Origin of the sequence: Rhodoferax ferrireducens (genome assembly GCF_031458075.1) — a bacterium.
Classification (GTDB): domain Bacteria; phylum Pseudomonadota; class Gammaproteobacteria; order Burkholderiales; family Burkholderiaceae_C; genus Rhodoferax_B; species Rhodoferax_B ferrireducens_A.
Window position 1 is genome coordinate 1,024,030 of record NZ_JAVDXT010000002.1, and the last position, 14,046, is coordinate 1,038,075.

Here is a 14,046-nt window from a genome sequence, read left to right on the forward strand (position 1 = left end):
GGCATCCTGCGAGGTGCCTTTTTTTGTACCTTTTTTTGATTTTGGAGACAAACCATGAGCTACACCGCCCCGCAAAAAGACATGCTGTTCAACATCCAGCACCTGGCCGGCATCGACCAGATCGCTGCGCTGCCAGGCTTTGAAGACGCGGGGCTGGACACGGCCCAGGCGGTGCTGGAAGAGGCCGCCAAGTTCAACGAGGGCGTGTTGTCGCCACTGAACTGGGAAGGGGACAAAAACCCGTCGAGCTGGAAAAACGGCGTGGTCACCGCTACGCCGGGTTTCAAGGATGCCTTCAAGCAATTTGCCGAAGGCGGCTGGCAGGGCCTGCAGCACCCGACCGAATACGGTGGCCAGGGCTTGCCCAAGACGATTGGCGCGGCCTGCGTGGAAATGTGCAATAGCGCGAACCTGAGCTTCGCGCTGTGCCCGCTGCTCAGCGACGGCGCGATCGAAGCGCTGCTGACCGCCGGCTCGGACGCACTCAAGGCCACCTACCTGGAGAACCTGGTCAGCGGCAAATGGACCGGCACCATGAACCTGACCGAGCCGCAGGCCGGCAGCGACCTGGCCATGGTGCGCAGCCGCGCTGAACCGCAGGGCGATGGCAGCTACAAGGTGTTTGGCACCAAGATTTTCATCACCTGGGGTGAGCACGACATGGCCGAGAACATCGTCCACCTGGTGCTGGCCCGCGTGACCGGCGCGCCCGAGGGCGTGAAGGGCATCAGCCTGTTCGTGGTGCCCAAGTTCCTGGTGAATGCCGATGGCTCGCTGGGGGCGCGCAACGACGTGCATTGCGTCAGCATCGAACACAAGCTGGGCATCAAGGCCAGCCCCACCGCCGTGCTGCAGTATGGCGACCACGGCGGTGCCGTGGGTTACCTGGTCGGCGAGGAAAACCGCGGCCTGGAATACATGTTCATCATGATGAATGCCGCCCGCTACGCGGTGGGTATGCAGGGCATTGCCGTGGCCGAGCGGGCCTACCAGAAGGCCGTGCAGTTCGCCAAGGACCGTGTCCAAAGCCGCCCGGTCGATGGCTCGGCCAAGGCCAGCGTGGCCATCATCCACCACCCGGATGTGCAGCGCATGCTGATGACCATGCGCGCCCACACCCAGGGCTGCCGCGCCATGTCCAGCGTGGCGGCGGCGGCCTACGACGTGGCGCACCGCCACACCGATGCCGAGACGCGCCAGCAAAGCCAGGCTTTCCACGAATTCCTGGTGCCGTTGGTCAAGGGCTATAGCACAGAGATGAGCCTGGACGTGGCTTCGCTGGGCGTGCAAGTGCATGGCGGCATGGGCTTCATCGAGGAAACCGGGGCTGCGCAATACCTGCGCGACGCCAAGATACTGGCTATCTACGAAGGCACGACGGCGATCCAGGCGAACGACCTGGTGGGGCGCAAAACTCTGCGCGATGGCGGCGCCACCGCCAAGTCGATTGCGCGCCAGATCGTGGTCACCGAGACCGCCTTGGCCCAGAGCGGCAGCGCCGACGCACTGGCCGTGGCCAAGCGGCTGAAGGCCGCGCGTACCGCCTTCCTGGACGTGGTGACTTTTGTGGTCAGCAGCACCAAGACCCAGCCGAACGCGGTGTTCGCCGGCAGCGTGCCCTATTTGATGTTGGCCGGCAAGCTGGTCGCCGGCTGGCAGCTGGCGCGCTCGCTGCTGGTGGCCGAGGAACTGCTGGCCAAGGGCATCGACGTGGCCTTTATGCAGGCCAAGATCACCACCGCGCGCTTCTATGCCGACCACGTGCTCATTACCGCGCAAAGCCTGCGCGACAGCATCCTGGAAGGCGCGGACAGCGTAACCGCTTTGAGCGTGGATGCATTCTGATTTGCTATCTATTGTGTAGCTGGTTGCGCAGGTAATACCTGCGCTAGAGCCCGATTTCTTATAAATATCTTGATTTGGAGACTGCATGTCTAAACTGCCACCCGCGCTGAGTGCACTGCCGCTACCCATCATCGCGTCGCCGATGTTCATCGTCAGCACGCCGCAGCTGGTGATTGCCCAGTGCATCGCCGGCGTGGTCGGCTCGATGCCTTCGCTGAACGCCCGCCCGGCGGCCCAGCTGGACGACTGGCTGGCCGAGATCACCGAAACCCTGGCGGCCTACAACCTCGCGCACCCCGACAAGCCGGCCGCGCCGTTTGCCATCAACCAGATTGTGCACAAGTCGAACGACCGCCTCGAGCACGACATGCAGGCCTGCGTGAAGTTCAAGGTGCCCATCGTCATTACCTCGCTGGGCGCGCGCGAAGACATCAACGCCGCAGCGCACAGCTACGGCGGCGTGGTGTTGCACGACATCATCAACAACAAGTTTGCCCACAAGGCGATAGAGAAGGGCGCCGACGGCCTGATCGCCGTGGCCACCGGCGCCGGCGGCCATGCGGGCATCAAGAGCCCGTTCGCCCTGGTGCAGGAAATCCGCGAATGGTTCGACGGCCCGCTGGCCCTGAGCGGCGCGATCTCCACCGGCGGCGCAGTGCTGGCGGCCCAGGCCATGGGGGCCGACTTTGCCTACATCGGCTCGGCCTTCATCGCCACCGAAGAAGCGCGCGCGGCCCTGGCCTACAAGCAGGCAGTGGTCGACGGCGATTCGGACGACATCGTGCTGAGCAATCTGTTCACCGGTGTGCACGGCAACTACCTCGCGCCGTCCATCCGTGCGGCCGGCCTGGACCCGGACAACTTGCCCGAAAGCGACCCGACCAAGATGAATTTTGGTGGCGATACCGCCGCCAAAGCCTGGAAGGATATCTGGGGTTGTGGCCAGGGCATCGGCGCAGTCCGTAGAATCCAGCCTGTGGCCGCCTATGTGGCCCAGCTCGCACGCGAATACGCCGAGGCCAAAGCCCGTCTGTCTGTGTAAATTTTTTCTCTGCGCCAGCCCACTTGGGTTGGCGCTTTTGCTATATCCGCCCGCCGTTGCAGTGACTCCGGTGGGCGGTAGTTTTTTTTGCCGATGCCTTCTTCCTCTACTACGCGTTCCAGTGCGTCCCGCATTCCCCTGTTAGATGTTTTCAAAGGCTTGGCCTGTGCGCTGATCGTGGGCCACCACCTGGTGTTCTACGGCCCGATGTCCGACGTGGCCTATCCGTTGGCGCCCGGTCTGATGGACTGGATGTTCGAATACGGCCGCATGGCCGTGCAGGTGTTCCTGGTGCTGGGCGGCTATCTGGCCGCCAGCACCCTGGCGCCGCAGGGCGTGGCGCGTTTTGAGTCTCCGCTGCAGCAGGTGCTGCGCCGCTTTGTGCGCCTGTCCACGCCGTACCTGGCAGCCTTGCTGTTCGGCCTGCTGGCGGCCGAGCTGGCGCGCTACGGCATGGAGCATCCGTCGATTCCGTCCGCACCGACTCTGCCGCAGTTTCTGGCCCATGTGTTCCTGCTGCAGGATGTGCTGGGCTTCGAGGCCTTGTCGGCCGGAGTCTGGTACGTGGCCATCGACTTCCAGCTGTTCGTGCTGGCCGTGGCCGTGTTCAGCTTGGCGCGAGCCCTGCCGGAGCGCTGGGCTGCCGCCTGGCAGGCGCCGGCGCTGGTGTTGCTGGGTACCGGCGCCTCGCTGCTGTACTTCAACCTGTTGCCCGAGCTGGATACCGTAGGCCTGTACTTTGCCGGCTCCTACGGCCTGGGCATGCTGGCCTTCTGGGCCGGCCGCAGTGCCAGCCCGTACCGTTGGCTGACGGCTGTGGCGCTGCTGGGCCTGACGGCGCTGGCGCTGGATTTCCGCGAGCGGATTGCGGTGGCCCTGGTGACCGCGCTGGTGCTGGGCGTGCTGCAGGCCAGTGGTGGCGCCCGGCTGTGGTCGCCGCTGCCGAAGGTGCAGCGCCTGGGCCAGATGTCGTACTCGGTGTTCCTGGCGCACTTTCCGGTCTGTCTGCTGGTCAACGCGCTGTTCAGCCAGCTCTGGCCGAGCCAGCCCTGGGTGAATGCCGCGGGCATGGTCGTGGCGTTCGGCCTGTCCTTGCGCGCCGGGCAGTGGCTGTACCGGCATGTGGAAACCCGATTGGTGTCCATGCCGGTGGCGATGCGCATGCAAGGTGGCCTGCTGGTGGCCACCGGCCTGCTGTTGCTGGGGCTGAAGGCGCTGTAGTTCAGCCGTTGCGGAACAGGAAGCTGTAGGCGTTCAGCGCCGGCACGCCGCCCAGGTGGGCGTACAGAACCTTGGAGCCGGGCGCGAACTCACCGCGGCGCACCATGTCTATCATGCCGTGCATGGATTTGCCCTCGTACACCGGGTCGGTCAGCATGCCCTCCTGGCGCGCGCACAGGCGGATGGCCTCCAGCGTGCCTTCGCTGGGCAGGCCGTATTCGGGGCCGCCGTAGCGGGTGTCGAGCACCACGTCTTTGTCGGTAATGTCGCGGCCCAGGTCTACCAACTGGGCGGTGTTCTGGGCGATGCGCAAAATCTGCGCCTTGGTTTGCGCGGGCTTGGCGGAGGCATCGATGCCGATCACCTTGTCGGCCCGGCCGTCGGCCGCAAATCCCACCACCATGCCGGCCTGGGTGCTGCCGGTGACCGAGCAGACTACGATGTAGTCGAACTGGAAGCCGAGTTCGGCCTCCTGCTGGCGCACCTCTTCGGCAAAGCCGACAAAGCCCAGGCCGCCCAGCGGATGCTCGGAGCAGCCGGCCGGAATGGGGAAGGGCTTACCGCCGGCCTGGCGCACATCTTCCATCGCCTGCTCCCAGCTCGGACGGATGCCGATGTCGAAGCCGGCCGCATCCAGCCGCACATCGGCGCCCAGGATGCGCGACATCTCGATGTTGCCAACCCGGTCGTACACCGCGTCCGAGTAGTTGACCCAGTTCTCCTGCACTAACACGCATTTCATGCCCAGATGCGCGGCGACTGCGGCCACCTGGCGGGTCTGGTTGGACTGGATGCCGCCGATGGACACCAGGGTGTCGTAGCCGCCGGCGATGGCTTCGGGGATCAGGTATTCGAGCTTGCGGGTCTTGTTGCCGCCAAAGGCGAGGCCGCTGTTGCAGTCTTCGCGCTTGGCATACAGGTCGACCTTGCCGCCCAGGTGGGCGCTCAGGCGGGGTAGCGGCGTGATGGGCGAGGGGCCGAAGGTCAGGCTGTGGCGGGGAAACTTTTGCAGGTTCATTCAAGGCTCCAAGACGGGATTGCGGATGGAGCCATGGTAGAAAATAAGCTGCGCAATGTGCTTGCGAATGGATAGAAATTGGTAAGTTAAAAATCTACCGAAATAGGATTCATGGTGGTTTAATTTTGTATTTATATAGATTTACACACTAAAAATGCAAGCCAAGAGCGAAGCCGCCGCACCCGAGCTGGACCGCATCGACCGCGCCATCCTGCGGGCCTTGCAGCGCGATGCCTCGGTGTCGAATATCGCCTTGTCGCGCAAGGTGAACCTGAGCGCGGCCGCCTGTCTGCGGCGCACCGAACGGCTCAAGCAGCTGGGCCTGGTGCGCGGCATCGTCGCCTTGCTGGACCCGGTGGCGCTGGAGCTGGGTACGCTGGTGATGATTGGCGTGGTGCTGGACCGGTCGACGCCGCAGTCGTTTGCCGACTTCGAGCAGGCCGCGCAAAAGGTCTCGGGCTGCATGGAATGCCATGTGGTGACGGGAGAGTTCGACTACTTCATGCTGATCCGCACCAAGGACAACGAGAGTTTCAACCGCCTGCACGCCGAGCAGCTGCTGTACCTGCCGGGGGTGCGGCAGATCCGCTCGTTCATGGTGCTCAAGCAGGTGCTGTCGACCACCCAGCTACCGATGTGAGCCGAAGGGCTCGCCGGCCGTGCCCGATTGCCAGGCCGGGTATTTCTGCATCACCTGGGCCAGGATGTCGGAGGCTTCCCAGGCGGCCAGCCAGGCCTGCAGCTGTGGCCAGGGCTGGGCAGCGAACCAGGCCGGGTCCACATGGGCGAACTGGCGCACGAAGGGGGCGATGGCCATGTCGGCCAGGCTGGCCTGTGGGCCGAACAGATACGCGTGGCCGGTGAGTCGGGCGTTCAGTTCCGCGGTTACAAGCCCTGCAGCACTGCGGTGCTCATCGGTATTGCGCGAGGAGCTATCAGTTTCATAGCGCCCAGGGTATTTGTAGCGGTCCAGGTGGAACTTGAAATCGCCGTCGATTTGGCCCACCAGCGCCAGCATCTGGTCCAGCGTGCCCTGCGTGGGGCTGAGCCAGTCCAGCGGGTCGCTGCGCTCCAGCGCCCAGCGCATGATGTCCAGGCTCTGCTCCAGCACCCGGCCTTCGGGCAGGACCAGCACCGGCACCGTGGCTTTGGCGGATGCGGCGACCAACTCGGGCGGTTTGCTACGCAATACCACTTCGCGCAGCTCTACCGTCTGCCCGCTGGCCCATAGCGCCAGCCGGGCCCGCATCGCATACGGGCAGCGGCGAAACGAGTAGAGGATGGGCGGCATTATTTTTTCGGCGCGGGCAGCTTGGCGCCGACATGCGGTTGCTGGCGCTGTTCGGCCAGGGCCATCTGCTTTTCGCGTTCCAGGTAGCCGGCTTTTTGTGCCTCGCTGGTCTGGTCATGGCAGTGCGCGCAGCTGACGCCGCGCACAAAGTGCGGCGAGGCCAGATCGGCGTCGGTCAGCGGCCGGCGGCAGGAGCGGCACAGCTCCAGCCCGCCCGGCACCAGGCCGTGGCCGACGGAGACGCGTTCGTCGAACACAAAGCACTGGCCGTTCCACAGGCTGTCGGCCTCGGGTACGGTTTCCAGGTATTTGAGGATGCCGCCTTCGAGGTGGTAGACCTCGTCGAAGCCCTGGGAGCGCAGATAAGCCGTGGATTTTTCGCAGCGGATGCCGCCAGTGCAGAACATCGCCACCTTGGGTTTGGCCGCCAGCGGCTGGCCTTCGGCGCGGGCCTGTTCTACCCACTGCGGCAGTTCGGCAAAGCTGCGGGTATGTGGGTTGATCGCGCCCTGGAAGCTGCCGATGGCGACCTCGTAATCGTTGCGGGTGTCGACCAGCACCACATCCGGGTCGCTGATCAGTGCATTCCAGTCTGCGGGCTTCACATACTGGCCGGCCAGCTGGGTCGGGTCCACGCCGGGCACGCCCAGGGTGACGATCTCGCGCTTCAGCCGCACTTTCATGCGGTAGAACGGGTCGTGGCTGGCAGTGGCTTCCTTGTGCTGCAGCTGCGCCAACCGTGGGTCGCTGCGCAGCCAGGCCAGCACGGCGTGCACACCGGCCGGCGGGCCGGCGATGGTGCCGTTGATCCCCTCGGTGGCCAGCAGCACCATGCCTTTGACGCCCTGCGCCTCGCAGCAGGCCAGCAGCGGCTGCTGCAGGGCGGCGTAGTCGGGCAGGGCGACGAACTGGTAGAACGCGGCGGTTAAAAATTCAGACATGCAAGCAGGGGGACGGGGGCTGGGGCCGGCAGTGTACCGCCGCCCCTGCCTACAACAGTCAGTGCAGGGTTTTGCGCGGATGCGCCTGGAAGAAGCGCCACATCTCGGCCGAGGCATCGGGGCCCAGCGGGTCGGTGTAGGTGCCGGCGCGGTTGCCGCCCGACCAGGCGTGGCCGGCACCGTGCAGCTGCCAGTACTCGGCCAGGTTGTTGCCATCGGCTGTTTGGTAGGTGGTGCGGGTATAGCTTTGACCGCCGGCGGCGGTACCCCGGTTTGCTTGGGAGGTGGTGGCGTCCTGGCCGATGGCGGTTTGCAGCACGGTTTCGCCGTTGCTGGGGTGCACGGTGGCATCGGCATCGCCATGGAACACGATGGTCGGCAGGCTGGAGGCGGCGCCGGCGGGGCTGCGGCCGTTTTTCATCACCGACAGCGCGCTGATCACGTTGTTGGCCACGCCACAGGCCAGGCCGGAATGCACACCCACGGCGGCGAACAGGTCGGGGTGGGTGTGGCCGAGGATGCTGGCCATGGCGCCGCCGGCGGACAGCCCGGCAACATAGATCTGGCGTGGGTCGACGGCGCGTTGCTGTGCCACCTGCTGCACCAGGGCTGCCAGCCAGGCCGGTTCACCGCTGCCGCGCCGCTGGTCCTCGGGTTTGAACCAGTTCCAACAGCGGTGGCTATTGGCGGCCTGGATTTGTGCGGGATACAGCACCAGGAAACCGTGCTCCTGCGCCAGCGCGTTCATGCCGGTACCGGTGGCGAAGTCGTCCGGATTCTGGGTGCAGCCATGCAGCATCAGCACCAGCGGCAAGGGCCGTGCAGGTTGCTGGATAGCATGTGGCGGGGTGTAGAGCTTGTAGGCGCGGGTGGTGCCGGCGTGGGTGAATTCGGCGGCGCTGAATTCGCCGGGGCCGTCGTTGGACGCAGGCTGGTCGGGTACGTGCAGGGGATGCACGGGCTCGGCCACCGGCCTGTGGATGGGCGGGCTGGTGTCGCTGACGTCGGCCACTGTGTCCATTTCGGTCACGCAGCCATCGATGGTCCAGGGCGTGGCTGGTGCCGTAGACGGAGCGGCAGATGGCGCGGTAGGAGGGGCGGTGTAAGGGGCACGGGCCGCGGGGGCGATGCGGCCCAGCGCCTGCTGGATGGCCCGCGTGGCGTCTTGCAGATGGCCGGCCTGGGTCAGGCGCGTGGCTTCTTGCAGAAATTTTTTGAACAGGGCACTCATACGGACTTTCGGGGGATATTTTGTGGGGTAAGAGGGAAGTCGGGGTTCACAGCTGGCGCCCAGCGAGCGCGGCCTTGACCTCGGGGCTGGCGTGCAGCGCACCCAGTACTTCGATCGAATCGATGGTGGCCAGGGCCAGTTCGGGCGTGACGTCGTGGCCAATGCTGGCCAGTCCGAGCACGCGCACCTGCAGCTTCTGGTTGGCGGCTTGCACCGCCAGCAGATCGCTCTGGCTGAAATGCTGCAGGCCCAGCACCAGCATCTTGCGGGCTACGACCTGCTTGACCGCATCGGCATGGGTGGTCAGCTGGTTGCGGATGGCCGTGCGGATGAAGTCGGTGCGGTTCGCGTAAAAGCCCTCGGCGACCAGCAGGTCGATATGACCGAGGTCGACAAAGCCCAGGTTGATGGTGATTTTTTCCGAGTCCAAAGCCTTGGACTTGGCCGGTTCTGCAGCGGTTTTGACTTTCATGTCTGCAGTATGCACCATCTGGTTGGATGGTATTGGGATGGTTTGTTAGGCCCTTCGCATGGCAGAGGTATATCGAAAACTGATGGAAATTAAGCCTCTAGCGCTGACAGATATTGCGCAAGCAGCTATGAAATTGAAAGCAAGCGCGGGAGACTTGCCTAGGGCAGGGTTTTGCCGTTGCCGCGCCGGCGCTTCTCGCTCTGGTGTTCGGCCACCAGAGAGACGCTGCCGTCGGCGTTTTGCCGCTCCAGGCGCACATTGAAGCCCCATAGCGTGGCCATGTGTTTGAGCACCGTGGTGCTGGACTCGCCCAGCGGCCGGCGCTGGTGGGCGAAATGGCGCAGTGTGAGCGAACGGTCGCCGCGCAGGTCGACGTTCCAGACCTGGATGTTGGGCTCGCGATGCCCCAGGTCGTACTGTTCGGACAATTGCTGGCGCAATGCGCGAAAGCCGCTGTCGTCGTGGATGCTGGCAATGTCCAGGGTTTTGCGCGCATCGTCGTCCAGCACCGAGAAGAATCGGAACTCGCGCATCAGCTTGGGCGACAGGTACTGGGCGACAAAACTTTCGTCCTTGAAGTTCTGCATCGCAAAGTCAAAGGTGTCGCGCCAGTACGAGCCCGCAATGTCGGGGAACCAGGCACGGTCTTCGTCGGTAGGTTCTTCGCAGATGCGGCGGATGTCGCGCCACATGGCAAAACCCAGCGCGTAGGGGTTGATGCCCGAGAAATACGGGCTGTTGTACGGCGGCTGGTAGACCACATTGGTGTGCGACTGCAAAAACTCCAGCATGAAGCCGTCGCCGAGCCGGCCTTCGTCGTACAAGGTGTTGAGCAGGGTGTAGTGCCAGTAGGTGGCCCAGCCTTCGTTCATCACCTGGGTCTGGCGTTGCGGGTAGAAATACTGGCCGATCTTGCGCACGATGCGCACCACCTCGCGTTGCCAGGGTTCGAGCAGCGGGGCGTTCTTTTCCACGAAGTACAGCAGGTTTTCTTCGGGTTCCAGCGGGAAGCGGCGTTCTTCTTTGTTCTCTTCGGCTTCTGCACGCGGCGGCAGGGTGCGCCACAGGTCGTTGACCTGGGCCTGCAGGTAGTCGGCGCGCTCCTTGAGGCGCGAGGTTTCTTTCTCCAGCGATAGGCGGGGCGAGCGCTTGTAGCGGTCCACCCCCAGGTTGCTGAGCGCATGGCAGGCATCGAGCAATTGCTCCACGGCTTCTACCCCGTGGCGCTCTTCGCACTGGGCGATGTAGTTGCGGGCGAACACCAGGTAGTCGACGATGGCGTCGGCGCTGGTCCATTGCTTGAACAGGTGGTTGCCCTTGAAGAACGAGTTGTGGCCGTAGGCCGCGTGGGCAATCACCAGCGCCTGCATGGGCAAGGTGTTCTCGTCCATCAGGTAGGCGATGCAGGGGTCGGAGTTGATGACGATCTCGTAGGCCAGGCCCATCTGGCCGCGCTTGTAGCGGTTTTCGGTGGCCAGAAAATGCTTGCCGAACGACCAGTGGTGGTAGTAGACCGGCATGCCGATGGAGGCATAGGCGTCCATCATCTGCTCGGCGCTGATGACTTCCAGCAGGTGCGGGTAGCCGTCGAGCTTGTAGCGGCGGGCCACTGCGCCGATCGCCTGGTCGTACTCCTGTATGGCTTCAAACGTCCATTCGGAGCCGGTGGGGAGCAGTTTGGATTTGGGCTTGGTCATAGGGTTCAGGCCCGCCGTTTGAAGAGTTCGCGGAACACCGGATAAATGTCGGCCACGGTGCCGATGCGCTGCATGGCAAAGTTGCCGCGCGGGCTGCTGCCCTGCAGGCGTTCGTATTCTTCCCACAGGTTTTGCGGCGGGCCGTCGGTGATTTCGATATAGGCGAAGAACTGGCACAGCGGCAGCAGCGACTCTTCCAGCAAGGCCTTACAGCGCGGCGAATCGTCGTGCCAGTTGTCGCCGTCCGAAGCCTGCGCGCCGTAGATGTTCCAGGCGTTGCTGGGGTAGCGGGCAGAGATGATTTCGTGCATCAGCTTCAGGGCACTGGACACCACGGTGCCGCCCGATTCGCGCGAGGTGAAGAAGTCTTCTTCGTCGACTTCCGTGGCGATGGTGTGGTGGCGGATGAACACCACATCGATGCGTTCGTAGTTGCGCGTCAGAAACAGGTACAGCAGCATGAAGAAACGCTTGGCCACGTTTTTGCGGCCTTCGTCCATCGAGCCCGACACGTCGAGCAGGCAGAACATCACCGCCTGGGTGGACGGCTGGGGCACGCGGATACGGTTGTTGTAGCGCAGGTCAAAGGTATCGACGAAGGGCACGGCTTCAATCTTGGCGTGCAGGCGGGCGATGTCGCGGCGCAGTTGTTCGACCTCGGGGTCGTCATCAGGGCGGGTGGTGCGCAGCTCGGTCAGTTGGGCCTCTAGCGCCCGCAACTGGGATGCATAGGGCCCACCCACGGCAATGCGCCGTTGCGCCGCGCCGCGCATGGTGCGCGCCAGGTTGATGTTGGTGGGCACGCCGGTCTGCACAAAGCCGGAGCGGATGCGCCGGTACTGGTCGATGCGGGCCAGTTGCTGCTTGATCAGATTGGGCAGGGCCAGTTCGTCGAAGAAGATGTCCAGAAACTCGTCGCGGGTCAGGGTGAAGACGAACTCGTCCAGGCCTTCGCCATCCTGGCTGGCCTGGCCTTTGCCCGAGCCTTTGCCACCGCCGCTGGGCGGGCGCTCCACCTGGTCGCCGCGCAAGAAGCGGTCGTTGCCGGGGCGCACGGTTTCCCAGATGCCGCCTTGGCCGTGCTCGAACTGCGGCTCGCCGATGTCCTTGCCCGGGATGCCGATCTTTTCGCCGTTGTCCAGGTCGCGCAGGCCGCGCTTGTTGACCGCGTCAGACACGGCTTTGCGGATCTGCCCCTTGAAGCGCTGGATGAAACGACTGCGGTTGACCGAGCTTTTGTGCTTGCTGTCAAATCGGCGGTCTACGATGCGCACAGTCATGGAGACTCCGTTCAAAAAAGTGAAACGGGTGAAGGGGCCTTCTACACAAACCTTTTAGGACGACTTGCGCACCCGCAGATACCATTCGCACAGCAGCCGCACCTGCTTCTCGGTGTAGCCCTTGGTGATCATGCGGTTGACGAAGTCCTGGTGCTTCTTCTGTTCTTCGCCACTGCCCTTGGTGTTGAACGAGATGACCGGCAGCAGTTCTTCGGTGTTGGAGAACATCTTCTTCTCGATCACTGCACGCAGTTTTTCGTACGAGGTCCACAGCGGGTTGTGGCCGTCCTGGCGGGCGCGGGCGCGCAGCACAAAGTTGACCACTTCGTTGCGGAAGTCCTTGGGATTGGAGATGCCAGCGGGCTTTTCGATCTTTTCCAGCTCGTCGTTCAACGCGCTGCGGTCCAGCATTTCGCCGGTGTTCGGGTCGCGGTATTCCTGGTCCTGGATCCAGAAATCGGCGTACACCACGTAGCGGTCAAAGATGTTCTGGCCGTACTCAGAGTAGCTCTCCAGGTACGAGGTCTGGATCTCCTTGCCGATGAATTCGGCGTAGCGCGGCGACAGGTATTCCTTGATGTAGCGCAGGTATTTTTCTTCCACCTCGGGCGGGTACTGCTCTTGCTCGATCTGTTGCTCGAGCACATACATCAGGTGCACAGGGTTGGCCGCGACTTCGCGGTGGTCGAAGTTGAACACCCGCGACAGGATCTTAAAGGCGAAGCGGGTGGACAGGCCGGTCATGCCTTCGTCCACGCCGGCAAAGTCGCGGTACTCCTGGTAGCTCTTGGCCTTGGGGTCGGTGTCCTTGAGGTTCTCGCCGTCGTAGACCCGCATCTTCGAGAAGCTGCTGGAGTTCTCGGGCTCTTTCAGGCGCGACAGCACCGAGAACTGCGCGAGCATGCGCAAGGTGTCGGGCGCGCAGGGCGCCTTGGCCAGCGAGGAGTTGTCCACCAGCTTTTCGTAGATGTGGATCTCATCGGACACGCGCAGCGAGTACGGCACCTTGACGATGTAGATGCGGTCCAGGAACGCCTCGTTGTTGCGGTTGTTCTTGAACGCCTGCCATTCGGCCTCGTTCGAGTGGGCCAGGATCAGGCCGTCGAAAGGAATCGCGCCAAAGCCTTCGGTGCCCTTGTAGTTGCCTTCCTGGGTGGCGGTCAGCAGGGGGTGCAAGACCTTGATCGGTGCCTTGAACATTTCCACAAACTCCAGAATGCCCCGGTTCGACAGGCACAGCCCGCCCGAGTACGAGTAGGCATCGGGGTCGTCCTGTGAATACGTCTCCAGTTTGCGGATGTCGATTTTGCCCACCAGGGCCGAAATGTCCTGGTTGTTCTCGTCCCCGGGTTCGGTCTTGGACACGGCAATCTGCGACAGCACCGAGGGGCGTAGCTTGACCACCCGGAACTGGGTGATATCGCCACCAAACTCCTGCAGCCGTTTCACCGCCCAAGGGCTCATGATGGTGCCCAGGTAGCGGCGTGGAATCTTGTAGTCGGACTCCAGCAAGTCTGCATCTTCGGCCGGGTTGAACAGGCCCAGCGGCGACTCGTGCACCGGCGATCCCTTGATGGCGTAGAAAGGCACTTTCTCGATCAAGGTTTTGAGCTTTTCAGCCAGCGAGGATTTGCCGCCGCCTACCGGGCCCAGCAGATATAGGATCTGCTTTTTTTCTTCCAGTCCCTGTGCCGCATGGCGGAAGTAGGCGACGATGTGCTCGATCACTTCTTCCATGCCGTACAGGTCTTTGAAGCTGGGGTAAACCTTCAAAACCTTGTTGGCAAAAATACGCGACAGCCGGGGGTCGGTGCGGGTATCTACCAGTTCGGGTTCACCGATGGCCAGCAGCATGCGCTCTGCGACGCTGGCATACGCAGACGCATCGCGCTTGCACAACTCCAAGTAGTCTTGAACCGACATTTCCTCTTCCTGTGCAGCGGCAAAGCGGCCTTGGTAGCGGGCGAAAATGGTCATGGCATTCTCCTTGGGTTGTGCAGTGGTCTTA

General features: G+C 63.4%; 12 protein-coding genes. 4 read left to right on the forward strand and 8 right to left on the reverse strand.

The annotated features are described in order from the left end of the window. Positions 1-54: 54 nt before the first annotated feature. The 3 genes from J2X19_RS13720 (at position 55) to J2X19_RS13730 (ending at position 4,108) form a co-directional block, all read left to right on the forward strand. Positions 55-1,845, forward strand: a complete 1,791-nt coding sequence (locus tag J2X19_RS13720) for an acyl-CoA dehydrogenase (RefSeq protein ID WP_310373915.1) — start codon at positions 55-57, stop codon at positions 1,843-1,845. An 85-nt stretch (positions 1,846-1,930) separates the two neighbouring features. After that, positions 1,931-2,887 carry an NAD(P)H-dependent flavin oxidoreductase gene (locus tag J2X19_RS13725; protein ID WP_310373917.1) on the forward strand — a complete coding sequence of 319 codons (957 nt, stop codon included), beginning with the start codon at positions 1,931-1,933 and terminating at the stop codon, positions 2,885-2,887. Between the two features lie 93 nt (positions 2,888-2,980). Continuing rightward, complete coding sequence (locus tag J2X19_RS13730) at positions 2,981-4,108, forward strand: acyltransferase family protein (protein ID WP_310373919.1); 1,128 nt, start codon at positions 2,981-2,983, stop codon at positions 4,106-4,108. Between the two features lies 1 nt (position 4,109). On the opposite strand, the gene J2X19_RS13735 is transcribed toward J2X19_RS13730, so the two are convergent. Beyond that, positions 4,110-5,126: a 1-aminocyclopropane-1-carboxylate deaminase gene (locus J2X19_RS13735; protein ID WP_310373922.1), complete on the reverse strand. Its 1,017-nt coding sequence runs from the start codon at positions 5,124-5,126 to the stop codon at positions 4,110-4,112. Positions 5,127-5,280: 154 nt separating this feature from the next. Here J2X19_RS13735 and J2X19_RS13740 point away from each other — a divergent pair, with 154 nt between their 5' ends. Next, positions 5,281-5,766: an Lrp/AsnC family transcriptional regulator gene (locus J2X19_RS13740; protein ID WP_207776312.1), complete on the forward strand. Its 486-nt coding sequence runs from the start codon at positions 5,281-5,283 to the stop codon at positions 5,764-5,766. Here J2X19_RS13740 and J2X19_RS13745 read toward each other — a convergent pair. The 7 genes from J2X19_RS13745 to J2X19_RS13775 all read right to left on the reverse strand — a co-directional run bounded on the left by J2X19_RS13745 (position 5,755) and on the right by J2X19_RS13775 (position 14,015). Beyond that, positions 5,755-6,417 carry a glutathione S-transferase gene (locus J2X19_RS13745; protein WP_310373929.1) on the reverse strand — a complete coding sequence of 221 codons (663 nt, stop codon included), beginning with the start codon at positions 6,415-6,417 and terminating at the stop codon, positions 5,755-5,757. The two genes, J2X19_RS13740 and J2X19_RS13745, sit on opposite strands and share 12 nt — an antisense overlap. Next, positions 6,417-7,358 carry an oxygen-dependent tRNA uridine(34) hydroxylase TrhO gene (gene trhO / locus J2X19_RS13750; RefSeq protein WP_310373931.1) on the reverse strand — a complete coding sequence of 314 codons (942 nt, stop codon included), beginning with the start codon at positions 7,356-7,358 and terminating at the stop codon, positions 6,417-6,419. Before trhO ends, J2X19_RS13745 begins: the two co-directional genes overlap by 1 nt. 58 nt (positions 7,359-7,416) lie before the next feature. Continuing rightward, positions 7,417-8,589 carry an extracellular catalytic domain type 1 short-chain-length polyhydroxyalkanoate depolymerase gene (locus J2X19_RS13755; RefSeq protein WP_310373933.1) on the reverse strand — a complete coding sequence of 391 codons (1,173 nt, stop codon included), beginning with the start codon at positions 8,587-8,589 and terminating at the stop codon, positions 7,417-7,419. Between the two features lie 46 nt (positions 8,590-8,635). Next, positions 8,636-9,061, reverse strand: a complete 426-nt coding sequence (locus J2X19_RS13760; protein ID WP_116606565.1) for a CopG family transcriptional regulator — start codon at positions 9,059-9,061, stop codon at positions 8,636-8,638. Between the two features lie 158 nt (positions 9,062-9,219). Continuing rightward, entirely contained in the window at positions 9,220-10,758 is a 1,539-nt protein-coding gene (locus J2X19_RS13765; protein ID WP_116606361.1) for a SpoVR family protein, read from the reverse strand. A gap of 5 nt (positions 10,759-10,763) precedes the next feature. After that, on the reverse strand, positions 10,764-12,038 hold the full coding sequence (locus J2X19_RS13770; RefSeq protein ID WP_310373936.1) for a YeaH/YhbH family protein: 1,275 nt from the start codon (positions 12,036-12,038) through the stop codon (positions 10,764-10,766). 54 nt (positions 12,039-12,092) lie between these two features. Beyond that, on the reverse strand, positions 12,093-14,015 hold the full coding sequence (locus J2X19_RS13775; protein ID WP_116606363.1) for a PrkA family serine protein kinase: 1,923 nt from the start codon (positions 14,013-14,015) through the stop codon (positions 12,093-12,095). Positions 14,016-14,046 lie beyond the last annotated feature (31 nt).